The sequence below is a fragment of the Maribacter aquimaris genome, from assembly GCF_014596745.1.
In the GTDB taxonomy this organism is placed as follows: Bacteria; Bacteroidota; Bacteroidia; order Flavobacteriales; family Flavobacteriaceae; genus Maribacter_A; species Maribacter_A aquimaris.
Map to the genome: position 1 here is coordinate 51,989 of NZ_JABTCF010000010.1, position 20,136 is coordinate 72,124.

23 protein-coding genes are annotated in these 20,136 nt (G+C 40.6%); 9 read left to right on the top strand and 14 right to left on the bottom strand.

The features are described 5' to 3' along the window. Window position 1: 1 nt before the first annotated feature. The 3 genes from HPE56_RS14845 to HPE56_RS14855 form a co-directional block, all read right to left on the bottom strand. Window positions 2-709 (bottom strand): DUF4197 domain-containing protein, encoded by a 708-nt coding sequence (locus tag HPE56_RS14845; protein WP_188244665.1) that lies wholly within the window; start codon window positions 707-709, stop codon window positions 2-4. A 34-nt stretch (window positions 710-743) separates the two neighbouring features. Further along, window positions 744-1,595 (bottom strand): formyltetrahydrofolate deformylase, encoded by an 852-nt coding sequence (gene purU / locus HPE56_RS14850; RefSeq protein ID WP_188244541.1) that lies wholly within the window; start codon window positions 1,593-1,595, stop codon window positions 744-746. A 99-nt stretch (window positions 1,596-1,694) separates the two neighbouring features. Beyond that, on the bottom strand, window positions 1,695-2,102 hold the full coding sequence (locus HPE56_RS14855) for a hypothetical protein (RefSeq protein ID WP_188244542.1): 408 nt from the start codon (window positions 2,100-2,102) through the stop codon (window positions 1,695-1,697). A gap of 106 nt (window positions 2,103-2,208) precedes the next feature. Here HPE56_RS14855 and HPE56_RS14860 point away from each other — a divergent pair, with 106 nt between their 5' ends. After that, window positions 2,209-2,664 carry an Lrp/AsnC family transcriptional regulator gene (locus tag HPE56_RS14860; protein WP_188244543.1) on the top strand — a complete coding sequence of 152 codons (456 nt, stop codon included), beginning with the start codon at window positions 2,209-2,211 and terminating at the stop codon, window positions 2,662-2,664. A 168-nt stretch (window positions 2,665-2,832) separates the two neighbouring features. Then, the gene (locus HPE56_RS14865) at window positions 2,833-4,245 is read left to right on the top strand and encodes an alpha/beta hydrolase (RefSeq protein WP_188244544.1); all 1,413 of its coding nucleotides are present in this window, start codon (window positions 2,833-2,835) and stop codon (window positions 4,243-4,245) included. Here HPE56_RS14865 and HPE56_RS14870 read toward each other — a convergent pair. Continuing rightward, entirely contained in the window at window positions 4,232-4,897 is a 666-nt protein-coding gene (locus tag HPE56_RS14870; RefSeq protein ID WP_223170330.1) for a DJ-1/PfpI family protein, read from the bottom strand. The genes HPE56_RS14865 and HPE56_RS14870 overlap by 14 nt on opposite strands. Before the next feature lie 78 nt (window positions 4,898-4,975). Beyond that, window positions 4,976-6,178 carry an MDR family MFS transporter gene (locus HPE56_RS14875; RefSeq protein WP_188244546.1) on the bottom strand — a complete coding sequence of 401 codons (1,203 nt, stop codon included), beginning with the start codon at window positions 6,176-6,178 and terminating at the stop codon, window positions 4,976-4,978. 216 nt (window positions 6,179-6,394) lie between these two features. Between HPE56_RS14875 and HPE56_RS14880 the strand changes: the two genes are divergently transcribed. Next, window positions 6,395-7,051 carry a DUF1684 domain-containing protein gene (locus HPE56_RS14880; protein WP_188244547.1) on the top strand — a complete coding sequence of 219 codons (657 nt, stop codon included), beginning with the start codon at window positions 6,395-6,397 and terminating at the stop codon, window positions 7,049-7,051. Between the two features lie 80 nt (window positions 7,052-7,131). On the opposite strand, the gene HPE56_RS14885 is transcribed toward HPE56_RS14880, so the two are convergent. From HPE56_RS14885 to HPE56_RS20325, 7 genes are all read right to left on the bottom strand, one after another. After that, window positions 7,132-8,376 (bottom strand): ammonium transporter, encoded by a 1,245-nt coding sequence (locus HPE56_RS14885; protein ID WP_188244548.1) that lies wholly within the window; start codon window positions 8,374-8,376, stop codon window positions 7,132-7,134. A 28-nt stretch (window positions 8,377-8,404) separates the two neighbouring features. Further along, entirely contained in the window at window positions 8,405-8,743 is a 339-nt protein-coding gene (locus tag HPE56_RS14890; protein ID WP_188244549.1) for a P-II family nitrogen regulator, read from the bottom strand. A 125-nt stretch (window positions 8,744-8,868) separates the two neighbouring features. After that, entirely contained in the window at window positions 8,869-9,882 is a 1,014-nt protein-coding gene (locus HPE56_RS14895) for an outer membrane beta-barrel protein (RefSeq protein WP_188244550.1), read from the bottom strand. A 112-nt stretch (window positions 9,883-9,994) separates the two neighbouring features. Then, on the bottom strand, window positions 9,995-11,275 hold the full coding sequence (locus HPE56_RS14900) for an ammonium transporter (protein ID WP_188244551.1): 1,281 nt from the start codon (window positions 11,273-11,275) through the stop codon (window positions 9,995-9,997). A gap of 28 nt (window positions 11,276-11,303) precedes the next feature. Next, window positions 11,304-11,642 carry a P-II family nitrogen regulator gene (locus tag HPE56_RS14905; RefSeq protein WP_188244552.1) on the bottom strand — a complete coding sequence of 113 codons (339 nt, stop codon included), beginning with the start codon at window positions 11,640-11,642 and terminating at the stop codon, window positions 11,304-11,306. Window positions 11,643-11,888: 246 nt separating this feature from the next. Beyond that, window positions 11,889-12,263: a fluoride efflux transporter CrcB gene (crcB, locus tag HPE56_RS14910; protein WP_109649333.1), complete on the bottom strand. Its 375-nt coding sequence runs from the start codon at window positions 12,261-12,263 to the stop codon at window positions 11,889-11,891. Between the two features lie 97 nt (window positions 12,264-12,360). Further along, window positions 12,361-12,540, bottom strand: coding sequence for a hypothetical protein (locus HPE56_RS20325; protein WP_223170331.1), 180 nt, complete (start codon window positions 12,538-12,540; stop codon window positions 12,361-12,363). A 467-nt stretch (window positions 12,541-13,007) separates the two neighbouring features. Here HPE56_RS20325 and HPE56_RS14915 point away from each other — a divergent pair, with 467 nt between their 5' ends. Continuing rightward, window positions 13,008-13,394 carry a pyrophosphohydrolase domain-containing protein gene (locus HPE56_RS14915; protein WP_109649331.1) on the top strand — a complete coding sequence of 129 codons (387 nt, stop codon included), beginning with the start codon at window positions 13,008-13,010 and terminating at the stop codon, window positions 13,392-13,394. 41 nt (window positions 13,395-13,435) lie between these two features. On the opposite strand, the gene HPE56_RS14920 is transcribed toward HPE56_RS14915, so the two are convergent. Both HPE56_RS14920 and HPE56_RS14925 read right to left on the bottom strand, forming a co-directional pair. Beyond that, window positions 13,436-14,296 (bottom strand): hypothetical protein, encoded by an 861-nt coding sequence (locus HPE56_RS14920; RefSeq protein WP_188244553.1) that lies wholly within the window; start codon window positions 14,294-14,296, stop codon window positions 13,436-13,438. Between the two features lie 115 nt (window positions 14,297-14,411). Beyond that, a complete protein-coding gene (locus tag HPE56_RS14925) occupies window positions 14,412-15,476 on the bottom strand; it encodes a branched-chain amino acid aminotransferase (RefSeq protein WP_188244554.1) in 1,065 nt (354 codons plus the stop codon). Between the two features lie 103 nt (window positions 15,477-15,579). Between HPE56_RS14925 and HPE56_RS14930 the strand changes: the two genes are divergently transcribed. The 5 genes from HPE56_RS14930 to dnaJ all read left to right on the top strand — a co-directional run bounded on the left by HPE56_RS14930 (window position 15,580) and on the right by dnaJ (window position 19,635). After that, window positions 15,580-16,053 (top strand): DUF4920 domain-containing protein, encoded by a 474-nt coding sequence (locus HPE56_RS14930; RefSeq protein WP_188244555.1) that lies wholly within the window; start codon window positions 15,580-15,582, stop codon window positions 16,051-16,053. Continuing rightward, window positions 16,053-16,742, top strand: a complete 690-nt coding sequence (mnmD, locus tag HPE56_RS14935) for a tRNA (5-methylaminomethyl-2-thiouridine)(34)-methyltransferase MnmD (RefSeq protein WP_188244556.1) — start codon at window positions 16,053-16,055, stop codon at window positions 16,740-16,742. The genes HPE56_RS14930 and mnmD overlap by 1 nt, the downstream gene beginning before the upstream one ends. Before the next feature lie 103 nt (window positions 16,743-16,845). Beyond that, complete coding sequence (locus HPE56_RS14940; protein WP_188244557.1) at window positions 16,846-17,778, top strand: TIGR01777 family oxidoreductase; 933 nt, start codon at window positions 16,846-16,848, stop codon at window positions 17,776-17,778. A gap of 165 nt (window positions 17,779-17,943) precedes the next feature. Next, a complete protein-coding gene (locus HPE56_RS14945) occupies window positions 17,944-18,504 on the top strand; it encodes a nucleotide exchange factor GrpE (RefSeq protein WP_188244558.1) in 561 nt (186 codons plus the stop codon). A 9-nt stretch (window positions 18,505-18,513) separates the two neighbouring features. Further along, a complete protein-coding gene (dnaJ, locus tag HPE56_RS14950) occupies window positions 18,514-19,635 on the top strand; it encodes a molecular chaperone DnaJ (protein WP_188244559.1) in 1,122 nt (373 codons plus the stop codon). The last annotated feature ends 501 nt before the right edge of the window (window positions 19,636-20,136 follow it).

A 20,136-nucleotide genomic window follows, 5' to 3' on the forward strand; every position in this document is an offset into this window, starting at 1 on the left:
ATTAATCTTGTAGCGTAAATACTTTGCGCAACAAATCGGTGGTACGGGATGATGCCTTGGTGCGAATTTCCTTTTCTTCCACAGCAATCATGGTATAAACTCCGTTTAGAGCTTCGTTGGTCACGTAATCGGTAAGGTCGGGATTTACCTTTTTGGTGAGTGGTATGCTATTGTATTTCGTGATTAGGTTGTTCCAGACCTGATCGGCACCCACTTTTTCGAATGAATTTTTAATAACCGGATTGAATTTACTGTATAAAGCGGTCTGGGTAGCGTTTGTCAAATACTGGGTGGCAGCATCATCACTTCCCATTAATATATTTTTAGCATCATTGAAGGTAATTCCTTTTACAGCATCGATGAATATGGGGGTGGCTTCGCTTACGGCATCTTCAGCGGCCCTGTTCAATACCTTAAGGCCTTCATCCGCCAAATTGCCCAATCCGATATCACGTAAGGTCTTATCCACTTTTTGTAGCTCCTCGGGCAGCATGATCTTTACGAGTTCATTTTTGTAAAAACCATCGGCTTTGGTCAACTTCGTCACTTGTTTTTCTATACCCAGGTTAAGGGCTTCCCGAAGGCCTTGGGCGATTTCAGCATTTCCAATGCCTGAAGTACCTTGTGGTAATTGATCTATGACTTGTTGTAGTTCGCCACAGGCCAAAAAGTTAAGCGATAAGAATAGAATAAGAATATTTTTTTTCATCATTGTTTGTTGTTATATGTTAATTGTTTCCATATCAGGAAAATATGACGGTCTTGTTGTTATAAACCATTGTTTTGCGTTTCACATGCAATTTTACGGCCCTTGAAAGTACGATTTTTTCCAAATCCCTGCCTTTGGCAATAAAGTCCTGAATGGTATGGGTGTGGGAAACGGCTGTTACATCTTGTTCAATAATAGGTCCGGCGTCGAGCTCCTCTGTTACATAATGACTTGTCGCCCCAATAATCTTGACCCCTCTTTCGAAAGCGGCATGATAAGGTTTGGCCCCGGCAAATGCTGGTAAGAATGAATGGTGTATGTTAATGATCTTATTAGGGTACTCATCAATCAAACGGCTACCCACAATTTGCATATACCGTGCCAAAACCATAAAATCGACATTGTGTTCCTTTAGAAGTTCCAATTGGCGTTCCTCAACTTCATTTTTGGATGTTTTGGTAACGGGTATATGATAAAAAGGTATATTGAATTGTTCGGCTATATATGCCAAATCAGTATGATTGCTTAATATAAATGGGATTTCAGCCTTTAATTCACCTGAATGATATCGGCTTAGTAAATCGTAAAGGCAATGGTTGTATTTAGAGACGAAGATGGCCATTCGCGGCAAAACATCATCCAAATGAAGGCTCCACTGCATTTGGTACGGCGTGGCCAATGAAGTTGTAAATTCATTCTTAAAGCCTTCTAGATTCAGGGTATTATCATCAAAATCACTTTCAAGACGCATAAAGAAAACATTGGCCTGTTTGGCGACATGCTGGTCCAGATATATGATATTTCCCCCCTTCGCGTGTATAAATCCTGTTACTGCGCTTATAATCCCCGATTGATCAGGGCAATGGATAAGAATTGTGGTTTTCAAACTGACTGATTTTAAAAGTCCAAAATTAGAACTAAAAAAGCATCAATTTAGTATGAAAATGTGGTTTTTTGTAGAATAGGGACTTTCCTGGGGCTATGGTTATTGCATATTACCGTTATTGGGTAAGGTCCCTGTCCATTTTTTGAACGATTTCCTAAAACTCCTTATTTCTTGTCGCAACAGATTCAGGTATTCCTTTTCGGGTACGCCATCCCGTTCTAACCCGGTACAATAGGAATTAATGTTCTTGATCATGATCTTGATGAATGAAATGTTCCTGTATTTTTCATCATTGGATGCCGAGAATTCGGTTTGGGCGATTTTCTGTGGTATCAATATCGCATCGGTCAAAAGGGCATCAGCAATAATATCCCTCAAGCTGTTCGATTTGTATAGCTTCAATAGATCTTTGTTGAATGTGACATAGGAGGCAATGGCCCTACTCATTTCGCAAAGTTCAAGGGCTTTTCTGTACACCGGAATATGGCCTAATTTTTTCTTTGACATGGGTACAATAGCAATTTTATTACTTTAAAGTTACGCTCGATTATTCATTTTCAAATTTAGATTTAAAAGCAAATCCATATATTTACTTAGTAAACAAAAGTTTATCATGGTAAAATCTTTAAATAACGTTATAGACCCCATTAATTGGAGCATATTGGGTTGTCTTCAGAAGAATGCAAGGGAATCCTTCGCCAGTATAGGGAGAAAGGTGGGGTTAACCTCACCTGCTGTTGCCGAACGGGTAAAGAAACTAGAAGACCTTGGTGTTATTACCGGATATAAGGCCTTTCTTTCGCATACATTAACGGGGCATCAACTTAAGGCAATTATCACTTTGAGGGCCTTTATGGGGAAATTAAAGCCCTTCCTGGAGATGGTGAAGAACTACGATGAGGTTATAAATTGTTATAGGGTAACGGGTAATGAGAATATAGTCATGGAGGTCGTTTTAAAAGATCAGTTCCATTTGGAACGGTTTATTGATAAATTGATACAATACGGGGAGACGAGAACACATATCATCCTTTCGGAGGTTGTGTCGAACGCCCCTGTTGTCAAATGATGCCCCATTGTGTTGTGGTTATTGTGAAGAACTATTCCCGGCGAGTCTGTCCAAGCTTTTGATTTATAGTATCTAAATTGGAAATATAGGGAAATAATTACAATTTGTATTCGCTAATTTTTATCTTTGGTAAGTCTTTTTTGGCGAGATTTTTGATGTAACTTCTGTATGAAAAAAATATTTTTCTTATTCGTTCTCTGCTCCTCTTTTTTAACCACCGCCCAGCAATTGATCTTAAAAAAAGGTGTTGTTATGGATTCCGTTATTGTCAATGATTCAATTCCGGAAAGTTTCGCGCTGTATTTGCCGACCAAGTTTGAGGTCTCCAAGCCATTTCCAGTTCTTTTTGTGTACGATACGCAGGGCAGGGGGGAGCGCGTGTTGAAAATGCTTATGATGGCAGCAGAAGAAAATCAATATGTTTTGGCCGCATCGAACAATGTACATGATACTTTGTCCTTAAGTCAGAATGTCCTTGTTTCAAAACGAATGTTTCAAACTGTTTTTAATGCGTTCACGATTCAAAAAGATAGGGTATATACGGCTGGTTTTGATGGTGGGGCCAGGTTGGCGTCTTTAATGCCCACATTTTTCAGTCAGATTAAAGGGGTGGTCTCTTGCGGGGCAGGTCTTGCGAATACCGAGGTTTTATCGAATAAGAATCCTTTTCATTTTATTGGTATTGTGGGGGTAAAGGATTTTAACTATCCCGATATGTTACGGAGTAAAAATCTATTCAATTCACTGAAATTCAAAAACCAGACCTTGGTATTCGATGGTGGGCATCAATGGCCATCACAGGCAATGTTATCCCAAGCGATGACGTTGTTTGATTTGGAGGCTATGGAGAATGGAGTCACCCCCAGGGATACGGCCTTTATTATTGATAATTATACCAAAAGCTTGAATTATACCAATAAATTGATATCTGAGAACAACCCGTTGGAAGCCTATCGGAAGCTTGAGGAGGTTATTGAGGTGTATAAACCCCTAATTACCGTGGATTCACTTAAGAGTAGTCTAAAGGCCCTAAAAAGGAATACAAGGTATAAAAACCAAAAGCGCAGCCAGAATGCTGTTTTTTTTAAGGAAGACTTGATCAAAAGTGACTATAACTACTATCTGGAAGAAGATCTGCTTACCTATAACTATAATAATTTGGGGTGGTGGAAGTATCAAATGGAAGAACTTCAAAAATTTCAAAAGAGCCCAAACATCATGGAAAAGCAAATGGGCGTAAGGTTGGAGGCTTATTTGAATGCGCTGGTTGAGGATAATATGGATATCGTAAGGACACAACCTACCATCGATGAGGAAGCCTTGAACTTTCTTTGGATGTTGAAGACCATAATATCCCCTAAAGAATATTCGAACTATCTAAATGTGATTTCCTTGAATGCCAAGGTAGAGGATTTTGGCACGGCCCTATTTTATCTTGAGGAATTATTAAAGATGGGTTATGACGATGTCGATGGACTATACACGTTGGAAAATACGGCCCTTTTAAGGATTACCCCGGAATTTAACGCCTTGGTGGATAAATATCTTAAAAGCGCTCGATACGATATTATTGAAGAATAAGATGGGGTACCTTTGTAAGGTCCCAATCAATAACCAATCCGTTGGCGATTGACGCTGCAACTTCCTTGCCGTAAAGATATTCGCATATATAGAGTGCCGCTTCAAAACTTTTGGCACCGCCGGCAGAGGTAATGTATTTACCGTCATGTACGAACAGGACGTTATCCTTGATCTTTAAATTGGGGAAGGTCTTTCGGTACAATTCGATATCGCTGGGAAAGGTGGTCGAGGTTACACTATCGAGCACCCCCGACTTGGCCAAAACAAAGGCACCATCACAATGCGATGTCATGAACAGCGCATTTTTATCGATCTTTCGAACGAAATCCAACATTGTCGTATCCTTTAAATCGGTATCCAAATGATGTTCCGCACTGGGTATGACCAATATATCGATATCCGGAATGGAATCCTTTGTATAATCAAAGTCCGGTAAAATGCGTATTCCTTCAAAGGTGGTAATGGGGTCAAGGGTATTTGCCACCGTAAAGGTGTTCATGGCTTTGATTCCCTTTCGGAACTGTGTATGTTGAAAAATATCAAAAGGCGCCGTGAATTCCGTATTGTAGGTTCCATTCATAATAAGAAAGGCAACATTATGGTTGTCGGGGTTTAATTTGGGCAGGTGTCTGGTGCTTTTTGCAATTGGCATTTTTTTTATTTTCTTAGGTTGGCATGCTGTCGTTGAAAGACATACTGCCAGTAAAATAGATAGAATTCTCATTGCGATTTATTTGCGTGTTATTAGGGTGTTCCTCAGTAGTAAAAGTAGTGATATCCCCAATAAGCATACGACAGTAATGCCGTACCATGTTAACTCGTAACCAAAATGGGCAATGCTCTGCATGCCTGAATTATGACCGAAAATATGGGCAATGGAAAAAGACATACTGTAAAGTGCCATATATTCACCCTGGTTTCCCCTTCTCGCACGATCCATGGCAAACGCATTTGAAAAAGGAAATGCGATCATTTCGCCTACGGTCATTAGTAACATACCGATTGCCAATACGCCAATCCAGGAAAATAAGTTCAATATTAGAAAGCTGAGTGCGGTCAAACAAAGTCCGAAGATAATATTCGAGATTTTAGACCAAGACCTACCTTCAATGAACTTGATCAAAGGCATTTCAAAAACAAAGATAAAAAAACCATTAAGCGCCAATAACAGGCCAATCTGAAACTCGCTTAATGAATGAATAGCGCTGTAGTATACGGGCATGGTCGAAAAATATTGTACAAAGGCAAAACCAAACAAAACCATGGCTACTATGAACAAAAGAAACGGTGTGTCCTTATATGCCGATGTAGGGGATTTGTGGTATACGTTGTCCAATACTTTTGATTTCCTAGGATGAAGAACGATCAGTAAAAGTACACCTGCAACCATACATGTAAAACCATCGACCCAAAAAAGTCCACCATAACCCAAGGAGGTTATGATGATACCACCAAGTGCAGGTCCGGCAGAAAATCCAAGGTTGATGGCCAAACGAATCAGTGTTACCGAACGTGTTCTGTTTTCGGGTTTGCTATAGGCACTTAAAGCAACGAATACTGCGGGTCTAAAGGCGTCAGCTATAACCATAAGTATGAATATGCCTATACATAGGGGCCAAAAGCCTTCGAGAAACTGTACCCCGATAAATAAAAAACCGGTTGACACAAGGCTAACGAGCATAACCTTATAATATCCTATTTTGTCGGTTAACCTACCCCCGATCCACGTACCTACCAGTGAGCCCAGGCCAAAGCTGGTCATAATGCTACCGACATTGGCTAAGCTAAACCCTAAACTTTGGGTAAGGTACAGCGATAGGAATGGAATAACCATGGTGCCCGCCCGGTTGACCAAGGTAATCAAGGCTAGCCACCATACCTCTTTGGACAATCCCTTGAATGAATCGATATATTGGGTGTAAAGTTTTTTCATTGTTGATTGGCATAAAAAAAGCCCTGATGATGTCATCAGGGCCTTATAATGTTATAAATGTCTATTCGATTTTATACACAGCAGCACTGAATCCATAGTTTTGGACGCAGGTTCACATAGTTATAAATCGATGTTTGTTCCATGATTTTTTCTATTGGATAGTAAAGCTAATTAAAAATTTGATATGTTGTATTTTTGGAGATAAATTACTTAACGATGAGGCATACTCTTTTCTTGGTATTATTGTTATCGGTTTTCTTCAGTTGTAAGGAAGGTAAAAAGTATCATGATGAAAGCAAGGTTGAAATTGAAAATGTTTCGGATAGTACCTTGCAGGATATAATTACGTTTCAGTCCGACTTAAATGAGGAATTCAAAAATCCAGAGACCTCCCCCTTGCCCGATCGATATCGCAAGGATTTTACGGGTCTTGAATTTTTTGAGCCGGATACCAATTATGTGGTAAGGGCAAAATTTGTCTTGACTCCGGATGCCTTGCCGTTTTTAATGCCCACTACCACAGAAAGGGAGTCGGAGGAAACCGTTTACGGAATCGCGTATTTTGAACTGAATGGAGCGGAACATCAATTGGAGTTGTATCGCAATAAGGAACTCATGCAGGAAGAAGGGTATGAGGATTATCTTTTTCTTCCATTTACGGATAAGACCAATGGGAAGGAAACTTACGCTGGGGGAAGGTATATCGATTTGTCGATTCCTAATGGGGATTCGATTATCATTGATTTCAATAGAGCGTACAATCCTTATTGTGCTTATAATAAAAAGTATTCCTGTCCTATTGTGCCCAGTGTAAATGCTTTGGATACCCAGGTCCTGGCAGGGGTCAAGGATTTTAAGAAGGGTAAGGGCTGATAGCGATCGGTAGGTGTGGCCCTAGAAATAGGTTATAAAAAAAAGGAGCGATTATGAAGACGCTCCTTTTTTGTTTTAACTTAATGTTGGTTCATCCTAAAATCGGGATAGGCATCCATCCCGTGTTCATGTATATCGAGACCTTCGATTTCCTCTTCCTTGGAAACCCTGATGCCAATGGTTTTCTTAAGGGTGAAGATGATAATGAACGCTGAAAGGCAGCAGAAAACACCTACGGTCGCTACCCCTGTAAGTTGGTAAAGGAATTGGTTGATACCTGCTTTATCGCCCAAGATCCCTACGGCAAGCGTTCCCCAGATACCACAGATCAGGTGGACGGTTATAGCGCCTACAGGGTCATCCAGTTTAAGGCGGTCAATTAGGGAAATACCCAATACGATGATGACACCCGCGATCAAACCGATGATGATGGCTTCAAATGGAGTCATTAGGTCGGCCCCAGCCGTAATGCCTACGAGACCACCTAGAATGCCATTGAGAAACATGGTCAAATCAAAGTTCTTGTACATTAGGGTTGAGGTGAAAAACGCGGAAACCCCACCGGCCGCCGCCGCTAAGCTTGTGGTGACCAAAACCAAGGATGTGGTTGCCGGGTCTGCAGAAAGTACCGATCCCCCGTTAAAACCGAACCAACCCAACCATAGGATCAGAACACCGGCGGCGGCCATGGGGATATTATGGCCGGGAATGGCTTGTGCCTTCCCATTTTCATCCAATTTTCCGATTCTTGGGCCCAGTAGAATTACCGCAATCAGGGCGGCCCAACCTCCTACGGAATGTACCAGGGTTGAACCGGCAAAGTCATAAAACCCTGCATCGTCACCTCCCAATGTCGAAAGGAAGCCACCGCCCCATTGCCAAGATCCGGCGATAGGGTAGACCAAGCCTACGTAAAAGACCACAAATATCATAAAAGCACTTAATTTTATGCGCTCGGCAACAGCCCCGGAAACGATGGTAGCTGCGGTAGCGGCGAACATGCCTTGAAAAAGGAAGTCCGTCCAATACGTATAGCCTCCTTTGGCATATTCAGGAGTAAGGCCATCGGCCCCTATATGTAAACCAAAGCCCCCAAATCCAAGAAATCCGTTGAAATCTCCAGGATACATTAGATTAAATCCTCCTGTAAAATATAACAAAAGGCCAACGCAAATAATGAAGACATTTTTGAAAAGTATGTTTATGGTATTCTTTTCCCGGGTAAGGCCAATCTCTAAAAATGCAAATCCTGTGTGCATAAAAAAGACAAGGGCCGTACAAACCATCATCCATACATTGTTTGCGGTAAATAATCCTGCATCCATTTCTACTGTAATTTAGTTGTTTTAGTGTTTAGTTGATTCCGGCATTGCCGTTTTCCTTCGTTCGGATTCTGTATGCGTCGGTAATTTCCGAAACGAATATTTTACCATCACCGACGTGGCCTGTATAGGCAGATTCAAGAATGGCTTTTACCGTTCTTTCGAGGAATTCATCCGAAATTACAATAGACAGGTATCTTCGCTGGATATCAGCCGTGCTGTAGGAGATTCCCCGATATACATGACCTTGTTTTTCATTACCCAGTCCCGTTACATCCCAGTAACTGAAGAAGTTGACTTCAACATTGTGTAACGCCTTTTTGACATCGTCAAATCTTGATTTCCGAATAATGGCTTCGATTTTTTTCATAATTGTTTTATTTTAGGTAATACCTTATAAATATACTGCGTTCATTGTTAGATACACACAAACCCTAGCATTTCTGCTAGGGTTTAGTCTCAACTTAAACTATAATAAAATCAATCAACTCATATTTAGAAGGAGTATATCGCTGCGATCAAGAATGATGACAGACTTTTGGAAGCCGCTCCATCGGCATCAAAATAAGGTTCAACATCGTTACCCCATGAATCCAATCTGATTTCTGGCTTGATGATTAGGTTTTCAATAGTGTAGCTGCCAGTAATGGTAGCGGCGAAAACACTAGGGTCATCATCGATAAAATCGGAACGGGTTGAGAAATATTCCCCTCTTAGACCTATGGTGAAATCATCGGAAGTCGCCAATTGTGGGTATAGTGCCACACCGGAAAATCCTTCACCTTCATTATCGGCGTAAGCGGCGTTGATGCCTAAGTAAAAATCATCGGAAAGATCAAATCCACCGGTGTAATCAACTTCAAAGCCCAATACCTCACCACCATCATAATAGAAATTCAAGAACTGCCCAGCATAGCCCAATTGTGCACCGGCAGAATATGCGCCAGTAAGGTTGTTGTTGGTATCGGTAACGTTCATGATTGCCAACATTAAGCTAAAGTCATCAGACAAGGCAAAGTCAGCTTTCACACCAACATGGGAAAAAGGTCCACTTGAAAATAAATAAGAGGTGCTGTAGTTAAAGTTTCCAACAGGGGAAATAACCTCGTACCCAAGATAGGTGTTAAATCGACCCATGGTCAATGTGGTAGCGTCAGAAACATTCCAGTAAGCATACAATTGGTTAAGATTGTAACCACCGGTGGCGGATTCCCCTCTAGGTCCGAAAGTCACATCTGCAACGGCACCTGTTTTTTCACCTTCGTAGGTGGCAATAATATTGGCCATTCCCAACGCAAATCCCAATTCATCGGCGAATGATGTTCCGAAGGATTGTGGCTGTGTGTCAGAAGCACTTAAATTGGTTTGGTAGTATGCGTCTACGCTACCACTGATACTAACTTTTTTTGCAGCAGCTTCCTCTTCCTGGGCGAAAGTTGACGTTGCCGAAAAAAGGATGGCAAGAAGTGCAAGACTTTTCAAAAAATTTGTTGTTGTAATCGTTTTCATATTTAAATGTTTTAGATGTCCTTCGTTTGTTTCAAAGGATTGTTGTTGTTGAATTTTATTCTTGTTGATTTTATGAAACGGAGTATGCGTACACATACTCCGTTATCATGTTTTAGTGAGAATTCAATCTAAAATCAGGGTAAGCTTCCGATCCGTGTTCGTGGATATCCAAGCCATCCATTTCTATTTCTTTGGACACTCGTAACCCTACAGTTTTCTTTAAGATGATCAATACGACGAACGTACCGAATGCGGCCCATGCGATGTAAGCTAATGACCCATAGGTCTGAACCCAAAGTAAGTGGGCTCCACCACCGTAAAGCAATCCACCATCCAAGGCGAAAAGACCTACTAAGACAGTACCGGCAAAACCACATACACCATGTACGGAAATTGCACCAACTGGATCATCGACATGAAGTTTTTTATCTATAAATTCTATAGACAATACGACGAGTGACCCACAAATCAATCCGATGGCCAAGGCACCCCAGGCACTTACGGCCCCACATCCAGCGGTAATACCTACCAAACCGGCCAAAGCGCCGTTCAAGGTCATAGAGACATCTGGTTTTCCGTATTTCAACCATGTAAGAAGTAAGGCGGAAACCGCTCCAATGGCAGCAGCAAGGTTGGTGTTGATGATAACACTACCTGCAGCGATGGTGTCATCGCCTCCCCAAGCCAATTGTGATCCACCGTTAAAACCGAACCATCCCAACCATAGAATCATTACACCAATTGCGCCAAACGGAATGTTGTGACCAGGTATCGCAATGGCTTTGCCATCAACGTATTTGCCAATTCTAGGTCCTACCATGATAGCGGCAACCAAGGCGGCGGAACCACCAACAGCATGTACTACGGACGAACCTGCGAAATCGATGAAACCAGCGGTGTTCAACCAGGCATCATCATCGAAAGGCCAGTACCAACTTCCTGAGATAGGGTAGATCAATGTTGTTATTACAGCGGATAAAATCAAATAGGTAGAGAATTTGGTTCTACCGGCGACAGCACCTGAAACAATGGTTGCTGCGGTAGCGCAGAATACGGTTTGAAAGAAAAGATTGTACCAATCAGAGGCGCTAAAAAAGAAGTAGCCTTGATCTGCAGGACTAGATCTGAAGAATCCACCCATAACAAGGTCGCTTCCGTACATGATACCATAGCCAACTGCCCAGAACATGATTGAACCTATACAAAGGTCCATGATGTTCTTCATAATAATGTTTCCTGCGTTTTTACTTCGTGTAAAACCTATTTCCACCAAAGTGAAACCTGCTTGCATAAAGAAAACCAGCACGGCGGCTATGGTAATCCATAATGCAGCCATGTCGCCATTGATGGTCTCAACAGCTTTATTCAATGCTTCTTGTTGTATTTCAGTCATAATTTTCTATTTAGTTGTCCTACTTTATTTAGTTGATTCCTGCGTGTCCGTCTTCCTTGGTGCGTATTCTGTATGCATCCACAACTTCGGAAACGAAAATTTTACCATCTCCGACATTGCCGGTGTAGGCTGATTCAAGAATGGTTGCTACCGTTTTTTCCAAAAATTCATCTGAAACCACGATAGACAAATATCTTCTCTGGATATCACTGGTACTGTAGGATATACCCCTATACACATGTCCTTGTTTTTCATTGCCAACTCCAGTTACATCCCAGTAACTAAAAAAATTGACCTCAATTTGATGCAAGGCATTTTTGACTTCATCAAATTTTGATTTTCTAATAATTGCTTCGATTTGCTTCATAATTTGTTGTTTATGGCGTCAAATGTATATTATTTCAATCGACACCCACAAAAAATAAGGGGTATAAAGCTAATAAATGTGATTATAATAATTATTACCCCTAAAAAATAGGGGTATAGTTAAAAAAAACACAATTATTTATAATGTGGATTTTGAAATTTAGGGTTTGGGGTAAAAAAATAGGGGGTGTCAAGAAAGGGGCTTAAACCTTCTTGATATAAAATCGTGAATATAAAGGAGTGGTAATTAGTGAATAAGCTTAGATAGCCAGAAGCCTAGTAAGACTGCTAAAATGCCTACGGTAATACTTGAAATGGTATAAAAGGAGAAATGCAATATTTCCTCTGCTTTAATCAACGAGTGGTTTTCAAAGGCGAAAGAGGAGAACGTGGTAAAACCACCACAAAAGCCTGTGGATAATAAAAGTGTTTGGTTCTGGGTAAGGAAGTTGTTCTTTAAGGAGAGCCCAAGGACCAGGCCGATAATAAGGCATCCAATAATATTCACTAAAAAGGTGCCGAGATAAAAGTGTTGGAAATAATCGTTGAAAGTTCTAGAGATAATATGTCGTAACATGCTACCGATACCCCCACCTAAAAAAACAAGCAACAATTGTTTCATTTATTATCTTACATTCAAAACCATATGACATAATAAGGAATACACTATAGACATGTGATCCATATCATGATTCGATATTTTCAATAAAGGTAAAAAACTAAACTGCTTTTTTGTAGTCTGAGGTAAATAAATCCAAAGGATAGATTTTCGAAACAGTCGTTTCCGTAAATCTTTTCTTTGATACGCTTCTGCTCTTGTTCACTCCGTAAAGACTTGTAAGTATCATGGCTACATTGATGCAAACCAATATAAATACCAAAGTAAGAAATGTCATCATTTGTTGGATTCTTTATAAGAACAACGCAAAATTAGGTTGTTTGGTATTATATACGTGTTGAAATGCACGAATTGTTGTAAAAGCATTGATTTTTGTGGTATACGTAAACTTTTAATTAATTTTTCAACAAATACTTAATACAGAAGAGTGTTAATAGAAATATTAAGAAGATTATTCCTACCCACTTGACACCTTTGTAATTCTTGGCGTACAATTTTTTGTCTTTTTTATAGGTACCGGCTATAATTACGGAAAATACGATAAAGAAGAGAATGGCAAAAATCAATTGTCCTGTGCTGAACATATTATTAGTGGTAAATGGTTATTCAATGGTAATCATATAATAGGTAAGGTCTATTCTTTTTCGAGCTATGGGGTCAACTATTTTTTTCCAATTGTGGATAAGTTGATTTAAGAATGATGCCTTTCTTTTATATTTTAGGCAAAGCTAATCTAAATATAGAAATATGAAGCATAAAATAGACGCCGTACGGTTATTCCATGATTCTTTTGGTTTGGGAGTGTCCCATACTATGAAGGCGGATCTGGGCAAGGATAAGAATACCTTGCGATTTAATTTAATGGATGAGGAAAACAAGGAGTACTTGGAAGCGGCAAACAATAACGACTTGGTGGAGGTTGCCGATGCCTTGGGTGATATGCTTTATATTTTATGCGGTACCATATTGGAACATGGTATGCAACATAAAATAGAAGAGGTTTTTGAGGAAATCCAAAAAAGCAATATGAGTAAGTTGGGTGCCGATGGAAAACCGATATATAGGGAAGATGGAAAAGTCCTAAAGGGTCCAAACTATTTTAAGCCCAACATCCAAAGTGTTTTGGATAAATAGGGGCAACTGGATTTTATGTTGCCCCTAGGTGTCCTATGTCCTTATTTTTTCGAGGGTTTAAAAAAGTCATTGGGTTCAAGGCCACAGACATCGATCATTTCAATGGCATAATCCAATGTGCCGAGATTTTTATCGGTGTTGTTGGTACCCATACTGAATTTTGCGCCTGCAGCTTTCGCTTTTTTAATGAAGGAAGCCGACGGAATTTTGTAGCGTGCATTGATTTCGATGGCAATATCGTTCGCTACGGCGGCATCAATTACCTTTTGCATGCGTTCATCGGTCCATAAAGCGTCATATTCGGGTTGAAGGATATCGGGAAGGTATGTTGAGTTCACATATAGGTCGATGGGTTCATTTTTCATGACCCCTACGATTTTGTCGACCAATTGATCCATAAAATCGTCTTTGTCGTCTACAAAAACTTCCTCGGGGATCCAAAGACGCATTCTTCTTCCTTTTTTATCGGTCCATGTCATGGCATCCGTAAAAACATAGTCGAATGTGGCAATGTTCTCCTTGGAGAACATCGTTACCCATTCCCTGCCTTCGGCTTGCATGGCCATATACACGGGGTAATCCTTGTATTGTTCATAGTTGGCCAAAAGTGTTGAGTCATTGGTAATCGGAAATCCTACTCCTGCATTGAAGGCGACACCATAATCAATACCGGTTTCCTTGGAATGTTTCAAAAGGTCCTCCATGGTGAGTCCGCCTTTTAAATGACCATGGTAATCAACGATGTCATACCCCGCTTTTTTTAATTCAGCAATTCTTGCAACTACTGGATTTTGCACTTTTTCTATTTGTGCCTCGGTCTTGGCTTCTTTCTTTTTTGAATTACAGGCTACCGTACTTAAACCAATAATAATGCTAGCGATAAGAACAATCGTTTTTTTCATGGATTTATAATTTGAAATTAATTCAATCGATATTGACCACAACGGGGAAATCCCCGTGTGTAAAATAATCTTATAGCTATATGCTGTTGTTCAAGTACCTCGAATAACCTGAAGGTTAAACCTTCAACCTCCATCCGAAATTATCCTCGGCCCTGTTGTATTGGATATCGGTAATGCATTTTTTGAACAATGCCGCGTAACTATTTGGTGTTTCTGGTAAATCGTAATCGACATCCCTAAATCCAAAAGTTGAAATAGGTGAGATTACGGCAGCGGTACCGGCCCCGAACATTTCTTTTAAGGAACCATCCTTGGCAGCCTTAATTAGTTCTGAAACGGCGATTTTCCGTTCTTCAACAGGAATGCCTTCGCTTTCGGCGATTTTCAATATACTCCTACGTGTTATGCCATCCAATATCCTATCACTAGTGGGGGCCGTAAGCAAGGTATCATTTATGCGAACGAAAATGTTCATGGCCCCGGCTTCCTCGATATACTCATGCGTATTGTCATCAGTCCATATAACTTGATTGTACCCTTTGTCAACAGCAAGTTGGGTCGGGTAGAACTGTCCGGCATAATTGCCTCCCGCTTTGGCAAAACCGACACCACCATTGGCGGATCTTGAGTACTTTTCCTCAATCAAAACTTTCACCTTACCAGAGAAATAGGCTCCAGAGGGGGCAAAGGCGATGATGAACATATATTCATCGGCAGGGGAGGCGTGGAAACCGTTTCCAGACGCAAAAATAAAAGGACGTATATATAAGGAACTACCTGGGGTTTGTGGAATCCAATCCTTTTCCAATTTTAATAAGGCTTTAAGGCTTTCCATAAAATAGTCTTCTGGAATTTCCGGAATGGCCATCCTTTTGGCCGAAATGTTCAATCTTTTACAATTGTCCATGGGGCGGAAAAGCCATATGTCGTCATTTCCATCCTTATACGCTTTCATGCCTTCGAAAATCGACTGCCCATAATGAAAGATTTTAGCGGAAGGATCCAGGGTGATGGGGTGGTAGGGAACGATTTCTGGGACCTCCCACGAACCGTTCTTATAATTGCAGACCACCATATGGTCTGTGAATACATTACCAAATGCAAGATTGTTAAAATCTACTTGTCCTATTTTCGATGTTTTTGCCTTCTCAACTTTAATGTTCATCGTCTTGGTCTCCATGGATTACTATTTATTGAATAAAATTAGAAAATTATCCCAAGTGGTTCTTCTTTTTTCTTTAAAATTGATCAATTTTACCATGCAAATCTAAAAATTCGCAATTATGAAAGTTTTTAACATGTTTATTATGTTATCCATATTCCTTGCCGTGGGTCATGCCCAGGATGTCCAGCAGGAAATGTTTTCGTTTGGGGCAGATTTTAAGGTTTCGGGTACCATTACCGGTCAAGAGATGTCTGATAGGTATGGTTCAATGCATGTGTTGGATACCTTGCAAACGAAATTCAAAGGTGTGGTAAAGGAAGTTTGTCAAGCCAAAGGTTGTTGGATGAAGGTTGCATTGGAAGATGGTAAGGAGGCCATGGTGCGCTTTAAGGACTATGGGTTTTTTATGCCCAAGGATATTGCCGGTAAGGAGGTAATCGTCAATGGTTTGGCATTCATAGAGGAAATGGGGGTCGATGATCAAAGGCACTACGCTGAGGATGCAGGTAAGTCGCCAGCGGAGATAGCGAAGATCACAAAACCGAAAAGAACTTTGGGTTTTACGGCAGAAGGTGTGATATTACAGGACTGATGCGGAGAGAAATAATTACTACGGCAGATGGTTCGAAGACCATACAAATAAAAGACTGGGATGAGCAGTACCATTCCAAGCATGGGGCTATTCAAGAGGCTTACCATGTTTTTATCAAACACGGACTCGATTTATTTCAAGGAAAAAAAGAGTCAGTGCATATTTTGGAAATCGGTTTTGGTACCGGTTTAAATGCCTTGATCACCTTATTGGAGACTTCGAAATCAGGTATGGAGACTTCGTATTATGGCATAGAGGCTTATCCGGTTTCCCCAGAGGAGCTGGCCCAATTGAATTATATTCCAGAGTTGAAGGCCTATGATTTTCAGGAACAATTTACACAAATGCACAGTTCCCCATGGGAAAAGCAAGTGGCTATCTCCGATAGTTTTTCACTTTGTAAAAAACAGTGCGATTTTAAGGAAATCGATTTTGAAAACTGTATGGACTTGATATATTTCGATGCATTTGGTGCCAAGGTACAACCGGAACTATGGACAGAGGGTGTTTTTGAACTCATGTTCAATGCACTAAGGGAAAACGGGGTCTTGGTTACTTATGCTGCCAAAGGCAGTGTTAGAAGAGCCATGCAAGCCGTGGGTTTTGAAGTTGAAAGATTACCTGGTCCTCCTGGCAAAAGGGAAATGCTGAGGGCAAAAAAGATTGGGGTAAACGAGAATAATCCTTAAAATATTTGGGAAATTGCCCTAAATACCCATTTTGGATTGTTAAGATTGTTAAATCGAAATTAAAATGGGGTACAACAGTATTTAGATCCCATACCTTTAACTTATGAAATTATTGATTACAGGTGCTACAGGATTGGTAGGAAGGGCTATTGTTGAAATCAGCAATAAGCATGGGATTGCCGTGAATTATTTAACCACCAGAAGGGATAAGATAATTTCGAACGAGAATTTTCAAGGGTTTTATTGGAACCCAAGCCGCAATGAGATCGATTTGGCATGTTTTGATGGTGTTACCGCAATCATCAATCTTGCGGGTGCCAGTATTTCTGAAAGGTGGACGGCGGATTATAAAAACGAGATCCTATATAGTCGGATAACTTCATTGAAGACACTGAACTATGCCTTGGGTAAAATCGATACCAAGGGAATCACATCATTTGTCTCTGCTTCCGCAATTGGTATTTACCCTTCTTCCCAGGATCATTTATACACAGAGGAAGATCAAGGGGTCGATGACAGCTTTTTGGGCGAAGTGGTTCAGAAATGGGAAAAAGAGATCGATGCTTTGTCGCATTTTGGGTTTTCAGTGGCGAAAGTTCGAATTGGGTTGGTGTTATCCAAGGATGGCGGCGCGTTGCCCAAAATTGCCAAACCCATTAAATCCTATATCGGTACTGTTTTTGGGAATGGTAAACAATGGCAGTCGTGGGTGCATATCAACGATTTGGCCAAACTTTTCCTATTTGTTGTTGAAAATGAATTGGAAGGTGTCTACAATGGTGTAGCTCCCAATCCTATTACCCATAAAAAAATGGTGCATGAGTTGGCAAAGGTTTTCAATGTACCCCTTTTGTTACCTCATATTCCCCAGTTGACCATGAAATTGGTTCTAGGTGAAATGTCATATTTGTTATATGCAAGTCAGCGTGTGAGTAGCAAGAAAATCGCGGAAGAGGGCTTTGTTTTTGATTATCCCAATATAGGAAACGCACTTGAATTCTTTTATAATGGGGAATTAAAGCACTCCATGGGCTGATCCGGAATGTCATAATCCGGTCTTAAAATTATACTTCCATCTTATTTTTGTCCTTTTCAGGAACTACCAGAACAAAATTTGGTAAAGATTAATGACATTTTGACATTTTTAAATAAATGGCAGTACTTTTGCCATCCAAAATAAGAATAAAATTAGTATCCGAAAATGAGTGATAAAAACAAAGCTGAAGAGGTTAATGAACCTATCCTTGACGAGCAATCAACAAACGATACCGGGAAAGAACAAGAGGATGTTGCGAATGAAGAGGAGGCTCAGTCTGTGGAAGAACAACTTCAAAACGAACTGGCCAAGGAAAAAGACAAATTCCTTAGATTGTTTGCGGAATTCGAAAATTATAAGAAACGTACTTCCAGGGAGCGAATGGATTTATTTAAAACTGCGGGTCAAGAGGTCATTGTGGCCTTACTTCCTGTTTTAGATGATTTTGAGCGTGCCTTAAAGGAATTATCCAAATCAGAGGATAAGGAAATGTTCAAGGGTGTTGAATTGATCAATGGTAAATTCAGGGATATCTTGAAATCAAAAGGTATGGAAGAGGTTGGCGTGAAGCAAGGTGATGTTTTCGATGCTGAAATCCATGATGCCATTACCCAAATACCGGCCCCGGAGAAAAAGCTTAAAGGCAAGATCATTGATGTTGTAGAACGAGGTTATAAATTGGGGGATAGGATAATACGTCACCCAAAAGTCGTCGTTGGGAACTAAAATTCAAGTATGAAGGAAGATTATTACGATATATTGGGCATTAGTAAAAATGCCACCGCTGCAGAAATAAAAAAGGCCTATCGAAAGAAAGCCTTGGAGTACCATCCGGATAAAAACCCGGGTGATTCAAAAGCAGAGGAACTCTTTAAGAAATCAGCGGAAGCATACGAAGTCCTGAGTAATCCGGATAAAAAGGCGCGATACGATCAATACGGACATGCAGCCTTTGAAGGTGCCGGTGGTTTTGGCGGAGGCGGAATGAACATGGATGATATTTTCAGTCAATTTGGGGATATATTCGGTGGTGCATTTGGCGGAGGCTTTGGCGGTTTTAGTGGTTTTGGTGGTGGCGGAGGCCAACGTAGGGTCAAAGGTAGTAACCTGAGGATAAGGGTGAAATTGACCTTGGAGGAAGTGGCCAATGGTGTTGAGAAAAAAGTGAAGGTCAAGCGTAAAATGCAGGTACCTGGGGTGACCTATAAAACCTGTAGTACGTGTGGAGGCCATGGGCAAGTAACCAAAATAACCAATACTATTTTGGGTAGAATGCAAACTGCAGTCCCTTGTTCTACTTGTGGCGGTAGTGGTCAGGTCATTGATAAGCGACCAGCCGATGCGGATGCACAAGGTCTTAAGATAAAAGAGGAGACCGTTTCGATAAAAATCCCTGCAGGGGTTGAAGATGGTATGCAGCTAAAAGTTCCAGGAAAGGGGAACGAAGCCCCAGGGAATGGAATTCCGGGAGACCTTTTGGTCGCTATAGAGGCCCAAGACCATGAAACCTTAAAAAGGGAAGGGGATAATCTTCATTATGACCTATATATTAGTTTCCCAGAAGCCATTTTGGGAACTTCGAAGGAAATTGATGCTGTAGGTGGTAAGGTGCGTATTAAGTTGGAGCCAGGAATTCAGTCTGGCAAAATCCTTCGACTGAGGGGGAAAGGTATTTCCAGTTTAAACGGTTATGGTAGTGGGGATCTTTTGGTCCATATTAATGTATGGACACCCAAAGAGCTCAACAAGGAACAGAGGGAGTTTTTCGAACGTATGGATGGCAGTGAGAACTTTATGCCAAAACCGGAAAAATCAGATAAATCCTTTTTTGAAAAAGTCAAAGATATGTTCTCTTAAATAATATCAATTTGAGTATAAAATAAAAAACGTATATTTGATTTAATATTGGGAAACCAATATTAATTTTCTTTTTCATAGCAATTTTTTTCCCATCCTTGATTTTATTGAGGGTGGGTTTTGTTTTTGGAGTGACTTCGTTCCCATATTTTTCAGTTATCGTATGTCGCTAGTGGACCGGATGGACTAACCCCGCCCCAGGCGGGGTCTTTACGTTTATTACGGGTGGGTTTTGTTTTTGGAGTGACTTCGTTCCCATATTTTTCAGTTATCGTATGTCGCTAGTGGACCGGATGGACTAACCCCGCCCCAGGCGGGGTCTTTACGTTTGTTGGGGGTGGGTTTTGTTTTTAGGATGACTTGGTTTCCATATTTTGCGGTTATCGTATATTGTTAGTGGACCGGATGGACTAACCCCGGATCAAGAACAATTTCCGGGTATTTGGATATTCATGCAAATAGTTGGGTTACCTTAAATAGGAAAAATTCTGTATTTCTAAC